This is a genomic window from Bacillus mycoides (assembly GCF_018742245.1).
Taxonomy (GTDB): Bacteria; Bacillota; Bacilli; order Bacillales; family Bacillaceae_G; genus Bacillus_A; species Bacillus_A cereus_U.
Map to the genome: position 1 here is coordinate 4427429 of NZ_CP036132.1, position 16283 is coordinate 4443711.

Here is a 16283-nt window from a genome sequence, read left to right on the forward strand (position 1 = left end):
TGATGAGAGTCGCCATATTTACCGATACATTTACACCACAAGTCAACGGTGTGGCGAAAACTTTGGAACGTTTAACTAAATATTTTCAAAAAGAAAATATCGCCTATTCTGTTTTCGCCCCTCAGCATACGGCAGAAGATAATTTCGTTACGAATGTGAATAAAATGAGAAGCATCCCGTTAACAATATTATATCCAGAATGTCGCTTTGCCTTTCCTACTCCGCGCATTAAACGGGAACTTCTTGCCTTTAAACCTGATATCATTCACATTGCTACGCCTTTCAATATGGGACTTTGTGGATTATATTATGCCAAAAAGTTAAATATCCCGGTCGTCGGTTCTTATCATACTGATTTTGACGCCTATTTACGCTATTACAAAATCGAATTTCTCTCCAATATGCTATGGAACTATTTAAGTTGGTTTCATGGTCATATGCAAAAAAACTTTGTTCCTTCTCCTGAAACATTACATCAATTAAATAAGAAAGGATTTCAACAGCTCTATATTTGGGGACGTGGTGTAGATTGTACTCTCTTTCATCCAACTTACAATAAAGACCTATTCCGAAAAAAATATAATATTACAGCGGAATATATTCTTTCCTACGTCGGACGTCTTGCTCCTGAAAAAGATATCGACACTCTTCAAACACTTATTCAAACGACGAACAAAGAACGTGACGATATTCATTGGCTCATCGCTGGAGATGGTCCTCTCGCGAAGAGCCTGCATGAAAATGTTCAAAAAACAAATGTAACCTTTACTGGATATTTACAAGGCGTGGATTTAGCTGAAGCCTACGCTTCCTCCGATCTAATGGTATTTCCCTCTCCTACTGAAACATTTGGGAACGTCGTACTGGAGTCACTCGCATGTGGTACACCTGTTATTGGTGCGAATAGTGGCGGGGTTAAAAATATTATTAAAGATGAAAAAACTGGAATTCTATGTGAACCAAAAAATGCGGACTCATTTTTGTCATCCATTTATGAATTATTAAATAATGAAGAAATGCGTAAACAAATGAGCCTAGATGCTCACTCCTACGCTACTACACAAAGCTGGGATGAAATTTCCAGTGATTTACTCATGCATTATGATGATGTGATTCAAAGTCGAAAAGCGGAAATGCTAGCTTAAACGCAGCTTATGTATCATCAATTTACAAGTGAAACTTCTATATTATACAAAATATAAAAAGAGAGGTCATACTTCGTAGCATGACCTCTCTTTATCTTACGCTTTTATTTAACGTCTAAGTTGTTACATAGATATAATGAATAACATTTGAACTTATTTTTCTTTACCTTTTGTTTGATTCGCATTAAACGTCCAGTTCAATTTCAATGTATCTCCTTGGAATACGTTTTGATCTTCTCCATTATCTTCAAATATGAATCTCACATAGAAAGTGTCATCCTTGCCTGGAGCAAGTCCGTTTCCTTCCCAGTTTACGACACCTTTTTCTACAAGATCAGGCAAGTTGCCATCAGCAGTAGCTTGTTTCAATTCAGACAAAGTAGTTTCCCATACAGGAACTGTGTTCTTGTCTATGTTCCATAAAAACTCCACTTTGACATGATCACCGAAATCAGCATTTCCATTATCACCTTTTGCATCTGTTACAGTGTAATCAGTAAGAAGATGAACGTCCTTAATTTTCAAAGTACCGCTGTTGATTAAGTGGAAATCGCGTTCTATTTGATCACCTGGTTTGATTTTGTCAACATCGATGATAACTTGTGGATCAATGCTCAAATCTAACGTACCAGCCGCAAACGTGTTTTCTGATACTTCTTTATCACTGAAGTATGCAAACGTTCCGCCTCCGATTAAAGATAAACCAAGAACTGCGGATGCAACACCCATACCAAGTTTTTTCTTAAGATTCATTTTAACAATCCCCCTATTTTTATCATATCTAAACCATTAAACAGCTGATAAGTCCTGATAAAGTAAACACAAATTGTTTCCTTATCTGATGTCTTTTAGATTTACCTCTAAGATAGTCACTAAATTCTTAATAAAGAACTTCTCGTTTTATTTAAGAGCGACTATCGATATTTACAGAAGATGATATTTCTCCCTCTTTTATCAGCAGCCGCTCCTAAGACACCTTCTTTTTATCCCGCTATTTGTGGGCAGTAAAACTCCCACCTCAAAATTCGGCTGGAGCAAAGAAGTTAGGTGGGAGCCCCGCTGCCCGTAAACGCCCGATTGGTGAAGGCTAATAATCAGTGGGGGATGAACAAAACCCCCACTGATTAAAGTTTCACTTTATTTCTTCGGTTCTAGACCGATCTGACGTAAGAAATCTGCCAGTCCTTTTTTACCAATTGTTTCTTTTGGCTTAACTACTTCTGGAACACCGACTTCTTTTTGCAAGAAGTTTTTCTCAATGAAGCGGACATCTGTTTCGTCCACTACACCATCTTGGTTGATGTCTTGCGGCACGATGGATGCATCCTTCTTACCGTATACATCTACTACACTTTGCATATCGCGAATATCAATCAATCTATCACCATTCACGTCCCCTGCAAGACTTTTAGCCCCTAATCTAATATGTTGCCCACGCATCTCACCGTTTACAGAATACCCTGGAATGAATTTCCTCATCACTTTGAGATGTCCCGGAATATCCAAAATAAATGTGTATGCTTCGGTAGAAGCTGGGATACCATGAATGGTGTAGAATCCTTTATTATCAATTGTTCCCTTATATTTTTTACCGCTTGGGGACAGCACATATACTTGGGCACCGATTTTTGTATAATCCTCTTTTCTCAAATACGAACTTTGCCCATCCACCTCAATCAAAAATCCTTCTGGGGAGATGGAACCCTGTACTCTCGAATGCGTTGGAATGATATTAAAGGTTTCTGTTCTGAAATAAGGAATGGCAGTAGCTGCTGTTTGTCCCGCTTTCATATAAGACGCCTGTTGTACATTAAATCCGATAACATTATCGAAATATGCATCACTTACTAATTTAAACGTTACATCAAGAAAAGGCATATCTCCATCCATACCGCTGAATGCATTCCCTGTCATAGATGCGCCGACTTTCACCGTATTATTGAAAGTCCCTTCCTTCACGACAGGTTCTTGCAACGATACCTCCAAGCCCTTTTCCTTTACGTATTTATTTACCGCATTATTCAGTTTCACATTCTCAAATTTGAACAGATCTTTCATGAATTCGACTTGGAATTCCCCGGATACAAGCTGCTTCACATTATTGAGACTGAGTGTCATCGTAACTGTATCGCCAATCTTTGCATCTTTCTTATCGTAACTAGAAATCGTATATTCCGTACCTTCTTTTACGAAAACATAATTTTGTTTCTCCATTGCCGTTGCCATATCAAACGTAGTCAAAGTCAAACGTAAAGGATTTGTTGCAATATCACTTTTCTCAATTCCAAATTTCACATCTCCGTTCGCTTGGATCGGGAATATTCCATCTATGAATGCAGAATTTGCAGAGTAACCCATTGTGTTGGATGAGTGATCATAGTTTAAGCCTTTTGATTTTAATACATCTACCGTCGAATCTTTAGCTGTTCCATGCAACCATACCGCTTTTTGTCCATCCTCTTCCGTAAACATAGAGTCATTGATCTCTATTACACCCGGTTTTTTATCCATATTTACTTCCGGTGCTGTATTGTCCACAATAAGCGGATTGTCTGCAACATACGATTTCCCTTCTTCATCGTGCGCAATCATTTCCAGTATATAATCGCCTGCTGGAAGCTTCACAGGAAGATCGTCAATCGGCTTGGAAGGATCATTTGTAAATGGATAGACAGTACCGCTGAATGCTCCTATAAGAAAAGTTTCTACGTCTGTCTGTAATTTACTAGTATTCGCTGTTCCTATAAAACCTACAGCTTTTCCTGTTTTACTGTCCTTAACAAGTACATCGATTGTTTTCATCGGGCTATTCAACTTCATTACTCCGTGAACTACAGGTTCTAAATATTGCCAGAAAGGTGTCGTATTTGTTACGGATGGTTTAGTCGTTTTTATATATTCAAATCCTTTTTCCGTCACCATGACAGCGAATGGAATTTGATACGTTTCGGCCGGATTGTTCGCATTAGTCACATGGATATACCCTTCGTATCTGCCTGTCTTGGCGCTAGCAGGAATCGTAACTTTAGGCTCCAGCTCCTGTGATTGTCCGCTTGCTACTGTAATGGATGCCGGTACCTCAACTTGTACACCATTCTTCACTGCATCTTGAATACCTGTACGTTCATCGTGATACTCCACTTCTACTTTAAAGGATTTTTCTTCTTTGCCGTTGTTTTGGACATTTACTTTTTTGCTTGCCTCAATTGGTTTATCATCTTGCTTAAAATGTCTGCCAAACATAATAGAGCCTGTTTGTTCGTCAATTTCAACAATATTCCCGTTCTCAATATTTTTTGTTTTGTCCAATACTTTGATAGATGTGTCCGTATGAACAGCTTGATACGCGTCAATACGCCCCGCACCCACTTCGTATACAGAATTCTTGCCATTCAAATCATCGGATGTATTCATAAGAGCCGCTTTTACATCGAAAGGAGTATATTCTGGATGCTCCTGCAGGATCAATGCAGCTGTACCCGCTACGTGAGGAGACGCCATAGAAGTACCAGACAAGCGTACATATGCATTGCCGTAATTTATACCGTCCTGCGGATCATTGATGTATTCCGGTGCAGTAGAGAAAACCGACACACCAGGAGCGACTACATCTGGCTTAATGTCATAATTCCCATTTACCGGCCCACGGGAGCTGAAATCAGCTAAGTGATCCCCTTCCGTTTTTGTATTGCTCAGCGTCTCGAATTTGAAAGATACTTCACCTAGCGCCTTTAACCGTTCGCCATCTGCTTTTGACAGACGGAAAGATGGCATAAGGCCTACCCCCTCACCTAAGTAGGCAGATATTTGTCCGTCAGCATTGTTATATACGATAACCGCTTTTGCTCCAGCACTTTTTGCATTTTTAATTTTTTCATCAAACGTAATTTCTCCGCGCTGAATTAACGCAATTTTTCCGTTAAGATCTTTCCCCGTAAAATCAGCTGGTTTACCAAGTCCCGCAAATACAATTGGTAACGATTGTCCCCCAAAATCTTCTAACTTATCAGGAAAATCTTTACCTAATAGCTGCATATTTTCAAATTTTTCGTTAGATACACTTGCGCTGAATGTAGGAATAGACATGGCAGCATCACTTGCCCCTACTGAAATACCAAGAGCTGCCGTTCCCGGGGAACCAAGCGTTTTTTCGTTTGGCCCGGCGTTACCTGCGGCAACAACTGTTACCACACCTGAAAGCATAGCGTTATTTGTCGCGACAGAAGTAGCATATAACGGATCGTTAGTCTGCGCACCAAGTGACATATTGATAACGTCCATACCATCTGTAATCGCTTTATCTATTCCAGCAAGAATTCCTGCTGTATTACCTCCGCCCCAAGGACCTAATACTCTATAAGCATATAAATCTACATCAGGTGCTACACCTTTCACAGCATAATCCGCATTGTTTTTCTTTTGAGCTGCAATCGTTCCTGCTACATGTGTACCATGGTTTGTATAATACACATAGCCAGGAGATGTTGGCTTACCAGCTTTTATCCAGTCCTCGTATGTCGTTTCCATCGGATCTGCATCGTTATCTACAAAATCATATCCGCCTTTATAGGCACCTTTTAAGTCAGGATGATTATAGTCAACACCTGTATCAAGAACGCCGACTTTAATCTCTTTACCTGTAATGTTTTCTGCATGAAGCTTGTCCACGCCAATTTGCGGAATACTGTCCGCCATTTTCGGATCGATTGTTTCTTTTGTTTCTACCGGAGGTTCCACTTTTACCTCGTAATCTTTAAAGACACGTTTTACTACTCCAGATTGGATCAACTCCTGCACAGCCACACCAGGTAAAGTCATCGCTACGCCGTTGATCGCATTCTTATATTCGCGTGTAACCTTCACTTTTTTCGTATCGTAAGTGCCGGCATCCTTCTTCGATTTTAAGGATTCGACATGTTGTTTGAACACTTTATGCTCTTCATCCACTTTTGCTTGCGCAGTAGTAGTAGTTATTTTCTTCCCTTTCGCCGCTTGTTTCATCACTTCAATTTTTGCTGGAGCTTGATTGAATTCCACGATAACGTTAACTAATTCAGGACTATTAGAATCAATATCAGGTGAAATCGTAAAATTAGGACTTACATCTAGCTGTTCCAACGCTTTTCTTTGTTCTGGAGACAGATTCATTAGTACCTGTTCCGCATTATCAACTGGCTTCAATTCAACCGCACTTTCTGCCAATACGTTATACGGAATACCTTGTGACAATAGCATACCAGTAACTAAAGTTCCTGTAAGAACCCTCCCAAATTTCCCTCTCTTCATACAAGTTCCCCCATCTAAATTTATTTGTATTTGTAGTCATTGCATAACATAAATTTCCGAAGCTTTTAGACTACGACTCTACTTTCTTATCTTATTAAATTTAAACTTTTCTGAAAATTATCAAAAAGTAATATTTTTTTAGTTATTAGTTCTATACCGTATAGTACAAAAGAACTACCCCGCACTTTATTATTTTGAGTAAAATAATAAAACACAGGGTAGTTCTTTTAAATGATTTTCATTTAAGAAAATGGAACAAGCTGATTTCGCACGGCATATATGACTGCTTGTGAACGGCTTTTCACATTTAGTTTTCTGAAAATCTTATTTATATGGATTTTAACTGTCTTGTCACTGATATATAGAGCTTCAGCAATTTCCTTATTGCTAAAACCTTTGACCAATTCAAACAGTATTTCTTTTTCGCGCTCTGTTAGTTCATTTTCATTTGATTCTGATTTCGTTTGCTGATGATATGTAATCAACTTTTTAGTCATACGCGGATGAATCACAGAATCTCCTTGTAATACCATTCGGATTGCCGCCACTACCTGCTCGGATGATGAATCCTTCAGTAAATAACCGTCTGCACCTGCCCGAAGAGCAGCCATCAAGTATTCATCATGTTCATACATAGTCAATACGAGAACACGGCAGTTCGGATACTGATCTTTCACGAGTGATGTAGCCTCAATACCATTTTTCCCCGGTAAATTAATATCCATTAAAATACAATCAGGCCTACAATCTTCCACTTTCTTTACTACCTCATCCCCGGAAACAGCTTCTCCAACTACTCGCATATCAGATTCGAGTTCCAATATACTTCGAATTCCATCACGCAAAACAGTATGATCATCCACTACTAATATTCGAATCATGATACTCCTCCCCCATTTCTGAATCTGGAATTAACAATGTGATTTCTGTACCTTTTCCTGCTGAACTATCAATCTGAAGGACAGCCCCTAGCTGTTCAGCCTGTTCATTCATATGTAATATACCATAATGCGGCTCATGCTTTGCTTTAATCATAGATTCAAAAAGAGAAAAGCCAATTCCGTTATCCTTTACCTTTAAAAGTACATGTTCCCGTTGATAGCTTAATAAAATGTCAACTTTATCTGCCTTTGCATGCTTTATAATGTTCTGCAAGCTCTCCTGTAAAGTATCGAAAATAACTCGTTCTTTCGTAAAACTAAGTTTTCGAGAACGGCCTCTTTCATGATATGTAATGGCTAGACCATATTCTTGTTTTAAGGATTGAACTTTATTTATAATTGCTTGTTTTAGTCCTAATCTTTGTGTTGGATATGGCTTTAAAGCATAAATAGAATAACGAACTTCACTTAAACTCTTCCGTAATTTTTTTATGCTTGTATCTACCACTTGCTGCATGTCCTTTGGTCGATCTGCATATTTTTTCTGAGCTGACTCCATCTGAAATATCACTCCAGCCAATGCTTGTGCGATTCCATCGTGGATTTCACGAGCAATTCGATTTCTTTCTTCTAAAATCGTTCTTTTTTCCTGTTCAGAGACGAGTGTCCGTGTTTTAAGCAAGCTACCTAATTGATTGGCAAACGTAGCTAAAGTCTGTACATCTTCAGTAATAAAACTCGCACTCCTGCTTTTCCCTGCCACAAACATTCCAACTAATTCATGATTTACCTTAAGAGGTAAATATACAAGCGAGCGCATAGTATTTTCAAACACTTCATCTCCCGGAGCCATACCTGTTTTCCAATCAGTAACAACAACAGTTTCTGATATCTCTTCAAACTTCTTATGCAGGTCAGAATAATTAGAAATATCACGACGTACTTTTCCATCCTTTAATAAAAGTGTCCAGTTCTCTTCATCTTTTGCCCATAAAACATATGCCTGTATTCCTAGAAATCCTTTCAGTGATTGTTTCATCTGCTGTAAGTTTCCGGCAGATAATCCATGACTTAATTCCGTCGTAATGGAAAAAAGCTTATATAATCGTTCTTTTTCCACCCGTATTTGTCTAACGAAAGAGCTAATGATACAAATTGCCACAAGCGGGAAAAAGAAGAATAGAACCATGATTTCATCCATCACTCCGCGATATCGGTAATCTAAAATATGTATAAGTGAAGAATAAAATAAACAAAAACTCAAACTCAAGAGTACTAATATATTCTTTTTACGCCACTCTTCTAGCGGATAGGGCTGAGGAAGAAGTATGATTAAAAGATCGTAAAATAAACTGTTAAAAAGGCAAAGAAATGCGCTGAATAAAAACAAGCTTATAAATTTTTCATATAAAACTGAAAGATTCATTCCAGAAATAAAAAAAGAGAAACATCCACTGGAAAACCATTCTGCTAATACGATACTAAGAGCAAGTTGCGCACAATTAAATACCGTCCTTTGCATAGATAAGCGGCGAAACAATTGGATACATAACATCACACCCACACACGAAACAACAGTTATATGCATCCCAAACTGCCAATTCATTGTATAAATAAGTGTAAGGCTGAGTGTGATTCCCCCTCTCCAAATGCGGATAGGAAAATACTCAGTAATTCCCATAAACATAATTAACAACAAAAGCAGTATAAGATGGGAAGGCATTTCACTTAAAAATAAGGAAATAATAACAGCAATTAAACCAAGAAAAGAGATAGAATAAATATAAAAACTAGCTACTTGCTCTCTCATAGAAGTAAAATCTATCTTTTTCAAAACGATCCCTCCCTCAAAAAATTTATCCCGCTATTTACGGGCAGTAAGACTCCCACCTCAAAAGTCAGGTGGGAGCCCTGCTGCCCGTAAACGCCCGATTGGTGAAGGCTAATAATCAGTAGGGAATGAACAAAACCCCAACTGATTATAGTTTCACTTTATTATCATCATTATCTACTAAAAAACCGGCACTGGCAAAATGAGAATGTTCCCATTAGCCAATAACCGGTTGTGCGCTGTCCCTTAGAAGGGGTGACACAATATTAGTATAAAACAGGCCTCTCTATTCCGCTACCCATCAAATGTTATATTTGTAAATATATTCTATGTTTATCGTATAGAACTAAAGATGTATATGAATCACTTTCATAATTGTTTGTGTGGAGCTGCTCCGCAACCAAACGTGACCTTTACTGGCTATTTACAACGTGAAGGGAGTTTATTACACAATTATAAAATTTCGTTTACTAAATGATACATAAAGTGAAATATCGCTTTATTTCTATATTCATTATATCAAAAAGACACATAACTAAACAGACTTGTAATAAAAACCCATGAAAATTAAAATATGGTTATACAGTATTTTTACTGTATGATGATTTTAAGAAATTCCCCTTAAAATCAACTTACTCACATACCTTTATACAGTAATTGTTCCCCAATTTCTGTATATCAAAAAACCTTTCATTCATTTGAAAGGTTTTTTTGAACCTGTACATATTCTTCTTTCGTATTCACATTTATAAACCATTCTGCATTTGCTTGTACATCTTCTCCGGCAACATATTTCACATTACATTGTGATAAAAGCTGCCCCATGCTTCTTTTCTCTTCCTGAAGTAAAGTGTAAATCTTCTCTTTCACACGGTTATGATACGCCGCAAGTAACGGTTGTTTTCTTCCATTAATAATAGGCACAACCGCATCACACTCATCACTCGTTTGTTCTAATAAAATAGTAAACCACTCTTGCGAAACATTTGGTGCATCGCAAGGCATAATAGCGTACCAATCTGCTTCGATATATTCCATTCCTGATACAATTCCAGCAAGCGGGCCGTTTCCTTTATAATGTGGAATATCTTCTATAACGGGAACTTGTACTAATTGCTCCACTCGCTCTTTTATATCAGAATGACTAATGACTACAACTTCTTGAAGCGTACTTGTCATCACTTTCAAAATATGCTCAACAAAAGTACTCCCACCCCAGCTCGCTAATGCTTTGGGCTCACCGAATCTACTCGACATACCTCCTGCTAATACAATTCCAGCCCACTTACTCATTGGCGATGCAGCTCAAATGTAATATGACCTAATTCCGGTAAAATTAACTTATTCATCGCAAGACGAACCGCTCCGCTAGACCCTGGCATTGAAAAGACAACTTTACGCCCGATTGTACCGCCGATTGCTCTACTTAACATCGCACTACTTCCGATATCTTCTAAGTAACTTATCATACGGAACAACTCACCAAATCCAACAATTTCTTTATCTAATAACACTGACACTGCCTCAATCGTTACATCACGTTTCGTAATACCAGTTCCGCCATTGGTTAGTACGACATCAACATCTTCCCTATGATAACCAGCTAACACAGCCTGCTGAATACTTTCTTTATCATCTTTCACAATTTCATAAGAGGTCACTTTATGTCCTGCTTCTATTAATAATGTATGTAACAATTGACCACTCTTATCCGTCTCTTCCGTACGTGTATCGGAAATCGTCACGATCTTACAACGCACTTCTTTTGGCGCTTGTTTTTTATGTTCAGTTACACTCATTTTTCATCTTCCCCTTCTTAAAAGCTTTTCTTCATTTTATCATACATATCTTTACACAATTATGTATGAAGCCACCGATACGCCATGATACAATATAAGTATTAACACCCATAAAAAGGAATTTGAATAGGTATGCTATTTCCATTTCTTATACTCCTAGCTTTCACATCATTAGCTACTATTTATCTCTTCTTATGTTTTCTACATAATAGGTTTAGTTTTTAAATTTACAATACAAAATAATTCGGAGGTTCACATACTATGGAACTTTATAAAAAATTAACAACGACATTCATCCTCTTATTTGTCGCTTCCATCACTGTCGGCTTTTCTTTAAAAGGCGCAATTCCATACGCTACATTAGTGAGTATTATATTCGCAACGCTATTTTTACTGAGCAGTGCTTTTTGCGCAGGAAAAGCGCGTCAACTGAAAGGTTGATTGTCTATGTTCCGTAAGAAACCAATTCTTTGTAAATTATGTGAAAAGGAAATACAAACGTATGAAAAAACATGGATTCACATGCCATTTCCAGCAAGTGGTATGACAAATATGAAGAAGTATATTGAGCTAGACGGGGAAGTTTATTGTAGTTCTTGCATTCAAGTAGTAAATAAAGTGAAACTTTAATCAGTGGGGGTTTTGTTCTTCCCCACTGATTATTAGCCTTCACCAATCGGGCTTTTATGGGCATTTAGCCTCCTACCTAACTTTTTTGCTTTAATTTTGAGGTGGGAGGCTTACTGCCCGTTAATGCGGGATAAAACTAAATAAAAAAAGCTTTGCGACACGCGCAAAGCTTCTTTTTCATATATTATAGACCAGCTTGCTCTTTTAAAGTAGCTGCTTTGTCTGTACGTTCCCATGTAAGATCTACATCAGTACGTCCGAAGTGGCCGTAAGCTGCTGTTTGTTTGTAAATTGGGCGACGTAAGTCTAGCATTTTAATAATACCAGCTGGGCGAAGATCGAAGTTGTTACGAACTAGTTCCACTAGTACGTCTTCAGATACTTTACCAGTGCCAAATGTATCAACTGAAATTGATACTGGTTGCGCTACGCCGATTGCGTATGCAAGTTGTACTTCTGCTTTGTCAGCAAGACCAGCTGCTACGATGTTTTTCGCAACATAACGAGCTGCATATGCTGCTGAACGGTCAACTTTCGTTGCATCTTTACCAGAGAATGCACCACCGCCATGGCGAGCGTATCCACCGTAAGTATCAACGATGATTTTACGTCCTGTTAAACCAGCATCACCTTGTGGTCCACCAATTACGAAACGGCCAGTTGGGTTAATGAAGAATTTCGTTTCTCCATCCATTAATTCTGCTGGAACTACAGCTTTAATTACATGTTCTTTTAAATCGCGATCGATTTCTTCCCATGTAACATCTGGATGATGCTGTGTAGAAATTACAATTGTATCCACACGTACAGGTTTACCATTTTCATCATACTCAACTGTAACTTGCGTTTTTCCATCCGGACGTAAGTATGATAATGTGTCATCTTTACGTACTTCAGTTAAACGACGAGCTAATTTGTGAGCAAGCGAGATTGGAAGTGGCATTAATTCTTGTGTTTCATTACATGCGAAGCCAAACATTAAACCTTGGTCTCCTGCACCAATTGCCTCAATCTCAGCGTCAGTCATTAGACCTTCGCGTGCTTCTAGCGCTTGGTCAACACCCATAGCGATGTCAGCAGATTGCTCATCGATAGATGTTAAAACTGCACAAGTTTCTGCATCGAATCCATATTTTGCGCGTGTGTAACCAATGCCTTGAATTGTTTCACGAACGATTTTTGGAATATCTACGTAAGTAGAAGTCGTAATTTCCCCCGCTACCAATACTAAACCAGTTGTTACAGTTGTTTCACAAGCTACACGTGCATTTGCGTCCTTTGCTAAGATCGCATCTAAAATTGAATCAGAAATTTGGTCACAAATTTTATCTGGATGTCCTTCAGTTACAGACTCAGATGTGAACAGATGACGTTTTTTTGTCATGTGGTAAACCTCCCTACAGTAATTGTATATATTGTACGGAACTCATCCTTAATTTGCCACAAACTGCGACATACATTTATTCTCCCACACAAGCATACAGAAAAACCTTTCCTACTTAACATAGAGGAAAGGTTTAATTTGCTACTTGCATACTGCTTTTTGCCCTTTGCTCTTATCGTTCGAGACCGTTAGCCTCGCACAGGTTTTAGCACCTATTCACCTGTATTTACCACTACAAGTGAGGTTGCTGGGCTTCATCGGGCCTGTCCCTCCGCCAGCTCGGGATAAGAGAGTATCCGTCCCAACCTATACTAAAGAAATGATATTCATTTGTCAATTAATATTCACATTTTCCTGAAAGTTTTTCTCAATACGCATAGAATGAAATATTAATAAGGAAATGATACATTCACACAAACAAAAATAAATAAATAGTATACATTATTTATATAATTGTGTTATACTCTTGATGGGGATTACGAGAAATATTTCATTAAATGAAAAGGATGGTATATAAATATGAGTACTGTGAATGTCCAAATTGGTTTACATGAATTATTGAACGGAAGCAATGCACAGATTCAATTAAGTGTTCCGCAATTAGTGGAAAAAGTATTAATGCGAAACGAAGGGAAATTAACTTCTACTGGTGCCGTTTCTGCTTCAACAGGAAAATACACAGGACGTTCTCCTAAAGATAAATTTATTGTGAAGGAAGCATCGGTTGCTGACAAAATTGCTTGGGGAGCCGTGAACCAACCGATCTCTGAAGAACATTTTAATAAATTATATATAAAAGTTTTAGAATACTTAAAAGAAAAAGAAGAGTTATTCATCTTCAAAGGATTTGCTGGCGCTGATCGCAACTATCGCCTACCAATTCAAGTTGTTAACGAATATGCATGGCATAATTTGTTCGTACATCAATTATTTATTCGTCCAAATGAAGAAGAATTAGCAACTCACGAATCAGAGTTCACAATTGTTTCTGCACCAAACTTCAAAGCAGATCCAGCAATTGACGGTACAAATTCTGAAGCATTCATTATGGTTTCATTCGAAAAACGTATCGTACTAATCGGTGGTACAGAATACGCTGGAGAAATGAAAAAATCAATCTTCTCTATTATGAACTTCTTACTACCTGAACAAGACATTCTTTCTATGCACTGTTCTTCAAACGTAGGCGAAGAAGGCGACGTAGCACTATTCTTCGGTTTATCTGGAACAGGCAAAACAACATTATCTGCTGATCCAAACCGTAAATTAATCGGTGACGATGAGCACGGTTGGTCTGATAACGGTGTATTCAATATTGAAGGCGGTTGCTATGCAAAATGTGTAAACCTTTCTCATGAGAAAGAGCCACAAATCTTCGATGCAATCAAATTTGGTTCCGTTTTAGAAAACGTTGTCATTGACGGTCAAACACGCATCGCCGACTATAACGATACTACTTTAACAGAAAATACACGTGCTGCATACCCTATGCATGCGATTGACAATATCGTACTGCCAAGTGTTGCAGGACATCCAAATACAATTATTTTCTTAACTGCTGATGCATCAGGCGTATTGCCTCCAATCAGTAAGTTATCAAAAGAGCAAGCTATGTACCATTTCTTAAGCGGTTACACTAGTAAACTAGCAGGAACAGAGCGCGGTGTTACATCTCCGCAAGCTACATTCTCTACTTGCTTCGGTTCACCATTCTTACCGCTTGATGCATCTCGTTATGCTGAAATGCTTGGTGAAAAAATCGAGAAACATAATGCAAAAGTATTCTTAGTAAACACTGGCTGGACTGGTGGCGAATACGGTGTTGGTAAACGTATGAACTTAGGTTACACTCGTGCAATGATTCAAGCAGCACTAAGCGGTGAACTTGCTAAAGCTGAAACTGCAAAACACGACATCTTTGGCCTTGAAGTACCTTGTCACGTTCCAGGTGTACCTGACGAAGTATTAATGCCTGAACAAACTTGGGCTGATAAAGATGCTTACAAAGCGAAAGCAATTGAGCTTGCAAACGAATTTAAAGAAAACTTCAAAAAATTCGATAGCGTTTCTGAAGATATTATTAACTTAGGCGGTCCAATCGCTTAATTACAAATTTTCTGTTGGAATAACCCTTTTACTCATATGAATAAGTGTCGTGTAACCGTAAAGTTCCGCGTACTCACCGACAAAACCCAATGCGGCTTAACGGTTATACACACTTACATAAAAAGAAGCTTACGTAAAAAACGTAAGCTTCTTTCTATATCTTATATAAAGTGAAACGTTAATCTCTTCATCTGTGACTTAGCTCATAAAATTGCATACCAACACTCATAAACTTACAGAAAATTCATTTTATAATCATTCATTTTTAGTTTTTTATGATAAAATTGACATATACAGGAAAGGGTGAGGCCTATGAAAAATTTTTCTCGTACAGGAAAAATTTTATTCAGTTATGGAGCGATTCAAATGTTTTGGGGACTTGTAATGCTTAACGTTAATTTATTTGAGCATACAAGTGAAACGATAAAATACGTTATTCTAATTACCGGAATAGTTTGTTGTATTGTATCCAACTCTTTTAAAGAACCTAAGAGTCATACTAATACGTGATTGCATGTTAACTTATTGGGAGCAGAAACCTGCATTTTATGCAAAGTTACGCTTCCTGTTGTACTACCCCTCGCCAGATCCTCTATTCCATCTAAAAAGAGGCTTTTTATCTTTTTTAGCTCTTTGATAATTCTTCTTCATCTTTCATACTATAATACCCTAAATTAACAACGATTAAGAAATAACCACCCATAATCCCAACTGCAAATGCCCACATAACCATATGGTGCTCAATTTCGTACATAATAATTGCACCAAGGATCGCCGCTGCGTAGCGATTAAACATACCAAGCGTCGGCGCTTTCGTCTTCTTTACGATACTATCTCCAAGTTTTTCGATACGCCTTCCTAAAATCCAAACACAATACATGCTTACAATAAGTCCAATTCCTGCACCTAGAAAATGTGCTGAAAACGGTGTTAACATCCAGCCTAATAACAGAATACCTAGTAGATAATACGATTGAATTTTAAACGACCTTAATGACATACTAATCATGTTGTACTCCCCTTCAATAGTTTTTATCTATCCAACCAAACCTATATAACTCATTTCTTTCGAGTCCATGCTACTTAAAATCTATTTCATTCAAATTAAAAACAACATAAACTGTATGTTTATGTTGTTAAAATGCTTTTAGAAAATAATATTATACAAGATTTCTAATATAGAATCCCTCATAAATGTGACATTTTTCAAAACATTTTCGT

Annotated in this window: 13 protein-coding genes and 1 riboswitch; of the genes, 5 read left to right on the plus strand and 8 right to left on the minus strand. The window is 37.8% G+C overall.

What is annotated here, in order from left to right:
* Positions 1-2: 2 nt before the first annotated feature.
* Positions 3-1145: a glycosyltransferase family 4 protein gene (locus tag EXW56_RS22755; protein WP_215596969.1), complete on the plus strand. Its 1143-nt coding sequence runs from the start codon at positions 3-5 to the stop codon at positions 1143-1145.
* 153 nt (positions 1146-1298) lie between these two features.
* On the opposite strand, the gene EXW56_RS22760 is transcribed toward EXW56_RS22755, so the two are convergent.
* The 6 genes from EXW56_RS22760 to EXW56_RS22785 form a co-directional block, all read right to left on the minus strand.
* A complete protein-coding gene (locus EXW56_RS22760) occupies positions 1299-1898 on the minus strand; it encodes a TasA family protein (protein WP_215596970.1) in 600 nt (199 codons plus the stop codon).
* A 384-nt stretch (positions 1899-2282) separates the two neighbouring features.
* Positions 2283-6431: a S8 family serine peptidase gene (locus EXW56_RS22765; RefSeq protein ID WP_215596971.1), complete on the minus strand. Its 4149-nt coding sequence runs from the start codon at positions 6429-6431 to the stop codon at positions 2283-2285.
* Positions 6432-6673: 242 nt separating this feature from the next.
* The gene (locus tag EXW56_RS22770; RefSeq protein ID WP_002160145.1) at positions 6674-7312 is read right to left on the minus strand and encodes a response regulator; all 639 of its coding nucleotides are present in this window, start codon (positions 7310-7312) and stop codon (positions 6674-6676) included.
* On the minus strand, positions 7287-9146 hold the full coding sequence (locus EXW56_RS22775) for a GAF domain-containing sensor histidine kinase (protein WP_215596972.1): 1860 nt from the start codon (positions 9144-9146) through the stop codon (positions 7287-7289). Before EXW56_RS22775 ends, EXW56_RS22770 begins: the two co-directional genes overlap by 26 nt.
* A 687-nt stretch (positions 9147-9833) precedes the next feature.
* Positions 9834-10436 carry a molybdenum cofactor guanylyltransferase gene (locus EXW56_RS22780; RefSeq protein ID WP_002160143.1) on the minus strand — a complete coding sequence of 201 codons (603 nt, stop codon included), beginning with the start codon at positions 10434-10436 and terminating at the stop codon, positions 9834-9836.
* The gene (locus EXW56_RS22785; protein ID WP_215596973.1) at positions 10433-10942 is read right to left on the minus strand and encodes a MogA/MoaB family molybdenum cofactor biosynthesis protein; all 510 of its coding nucleotides are present in this window, start codon (positions 10940-10942) and stop codon (positions 10433-10435) included. The genes EXW56_RS22780 and EXW56_RS22785 overlap by 4 nt, the downstream gene beginning before the upstream one ends.
* Positions 10943-11203: 261 nt before the next feature.
* Between EXW56_RS22785 and EXW56_RS22790 the strand changes: the two genes are divergently transcribed.
* Both EXW56_RS22790 and EXW56_RS22795 read left to right on the plus strand, forming a co-directional pair.
* Positions 11204-11383 carry a hypothetical protein gene (locus EXW56_RS22790; RefSeq protein WP_002067722.1) on the plus strand — a complete coding sequence of 60 codons (180 nt, stop codon included), beginning with the start codon at positions 11204-11206 and terminating at the stop codon, positions 11381-11383.
* Positions 11384-11389: 6 nt separating this feature from the next.
* The gene (locus EXW56_RS22795) at positions 11390-11572 is read left to right on the plus strand and encodes a hypothetical protein (RefSeq protein ID WP_016106424.1); all 183 of its coding nucleotides are present in this window, start codon (positions 11390-11392) and stop codon (positions 11570-11572) included.
* A 184-nt stretch (positions 11573-11756) separates the two neighbouring features.
* Here EXW56_RS22795 and metK read toward each other — a convergent pair whose 3' ends face one another.
* Positions 11757-12956 carry a methionine adenosyltransferase gene (gene metK / locus EXW56_RS22800; RefSeq protein WP_002112417.1) on the minus strand — a complete coding sequence of 400 codons (1200 nt, stop codon included), beginning with the start codon at positions 12954-12956 and terminating at the stop codon, positions 11757-11759.
* Between the two features lie 169 nt (positions 12957-13125).
* Positions 13126-13247, minus strand: a riboswitch (SAM riboswitch).
* Positions 13248-13475: 228 nt separating this feature from the next.
* Between metK and pckA the strand changes: the two genes are divergently transcribed.
* Both pckA and EXW56_RS22810 read left to right on the plus strand, forming a co-directional pair.
* Positions 13476-15062: a phosphoenolpyruvate carboxykinase (ATP) gene (gene pckA / locus EXW56_RS22805; protein ID WP_002112418.1), complete on the plus strand. Its 1587-nt coding sequence runs from the start codon at positions 13476-13478 to the stop codon at positions 15060-15062.
* 312 nt (positions 15063-15374) lie between these two features.
* Complete coding sequence (locus EXW56_RS22810) at positions 15375-15572, plus strand: hypothetical protein (protein ID WP_215596974.1); 198 nt, start codon at positions 15375-15377, stop codon at positions 15570-15572.
* 115 nt (positions 15573-15687) lie between these two features.
* Here the strand turns inward: EXW56_RS22810 and EXW56_RS22815 are convergent, their stop codons facing one another.
* Entirely contained in the window at positions 15688-16071 is a 384-nt protein-coding gene (locus tag EXW56_RS22815) for an ATP synthase subunit I (protein WP_078180111.1), read from the minus strand.
* Between the last annotated feature and the right edge of the window lie 212 nt (positions 16072-16283).

What these genes read in the sequence shown, in the direction of transcription:
- EXW56_RS22770 (WP_002160145.1), bottom strand. Translation starts at nt 7,312, where the DNA reads ATGATTCGAATATTAGTAGTGGATGATCATACTGTTTTGCGTGATGGA.
- EXW56_RS22795 (WP_016106424.1), top strand. Translation starts at nt 11,390, where the DNA reads ATGTTCCGTAAGAAACCAATTCTTTGTAAATTATGTGAAAAGGAAATA.
- EXW56_RS22755 (WP_215596969.1), top strand. Translation starts at nt 3, where the DNA reads ATGAGAGTCGCCATATTTACCGATACATTTACACCACAAGTCAACGGT.
- EXW56_RS22785 (WP_215596973.1), bottom strand. Translation starts at nt 10,942, where the DNA reads ATGAGTGTAACTGAACATAAAAAACAAGCGCCAAAAGAAGTGCGTTGT.
- EXW56_RS22810 (WP_215596974.1), top strand. Translation starts at nt 15,375, where the DNA reads ATGAAAAATTTTTCTCGTACAGGAAAAATTTTATTCAGTTATGGAGCG.
- EXW56_RS22815 (WP_078180111.1), bottom strand. Translation starts at nt 16,071, where the DNA reads ATGATTAGTATGTCATTAAGGTCGTTTAAAATTCAATCGTATTATCTA.
- EXW56_RS22765 (WP_215596971.1), bottom strand. Translation starts at nt 6,431, where the DNA reads ATGAAGAGAGGGAAATTTGGGAGGGTTCTTACAGGAACTTTAGTTACT.
- EXW56_RS22790 (WP_002067722.1), top strand. Translation starts at nt 11,204, where the DNA reads ATGGAACTTTATAAAAAATTAACAACGACATTCATCCTCTTATTTGTC.
- EXW56_RS22760 (WP_215596970.1), bottom strand. Translation starts at nt 1,898, where the DNA reads ATGAATCTTAAGAAAAAACTTGGTATGGGTGTTGCATCCGCAGTTCTT.
- metK (WP_002112417.1), bottom strand. Translation starts at nt 12,956, where the DNA reads ATGACAAAAAAACGTCATCTGTTCACATCTGAGTCTGTAACTGAAGGA.
- EXW56_RS22780 (WP_002160143.1), bottom strand. Translation starts at nt 10,436, where the DNA reads ATGAGTAAGTGGGCTGGAATTGTATTAGCAGGAGGTATGTCGAGTAGA.
- pckA (WP_002112418.1), top strand. Translation starts at nt 13,476, where the DNA reads ATGAGTACTGTGAATGTCCAAATTGGTTTACATGAATTATTGAACGGA.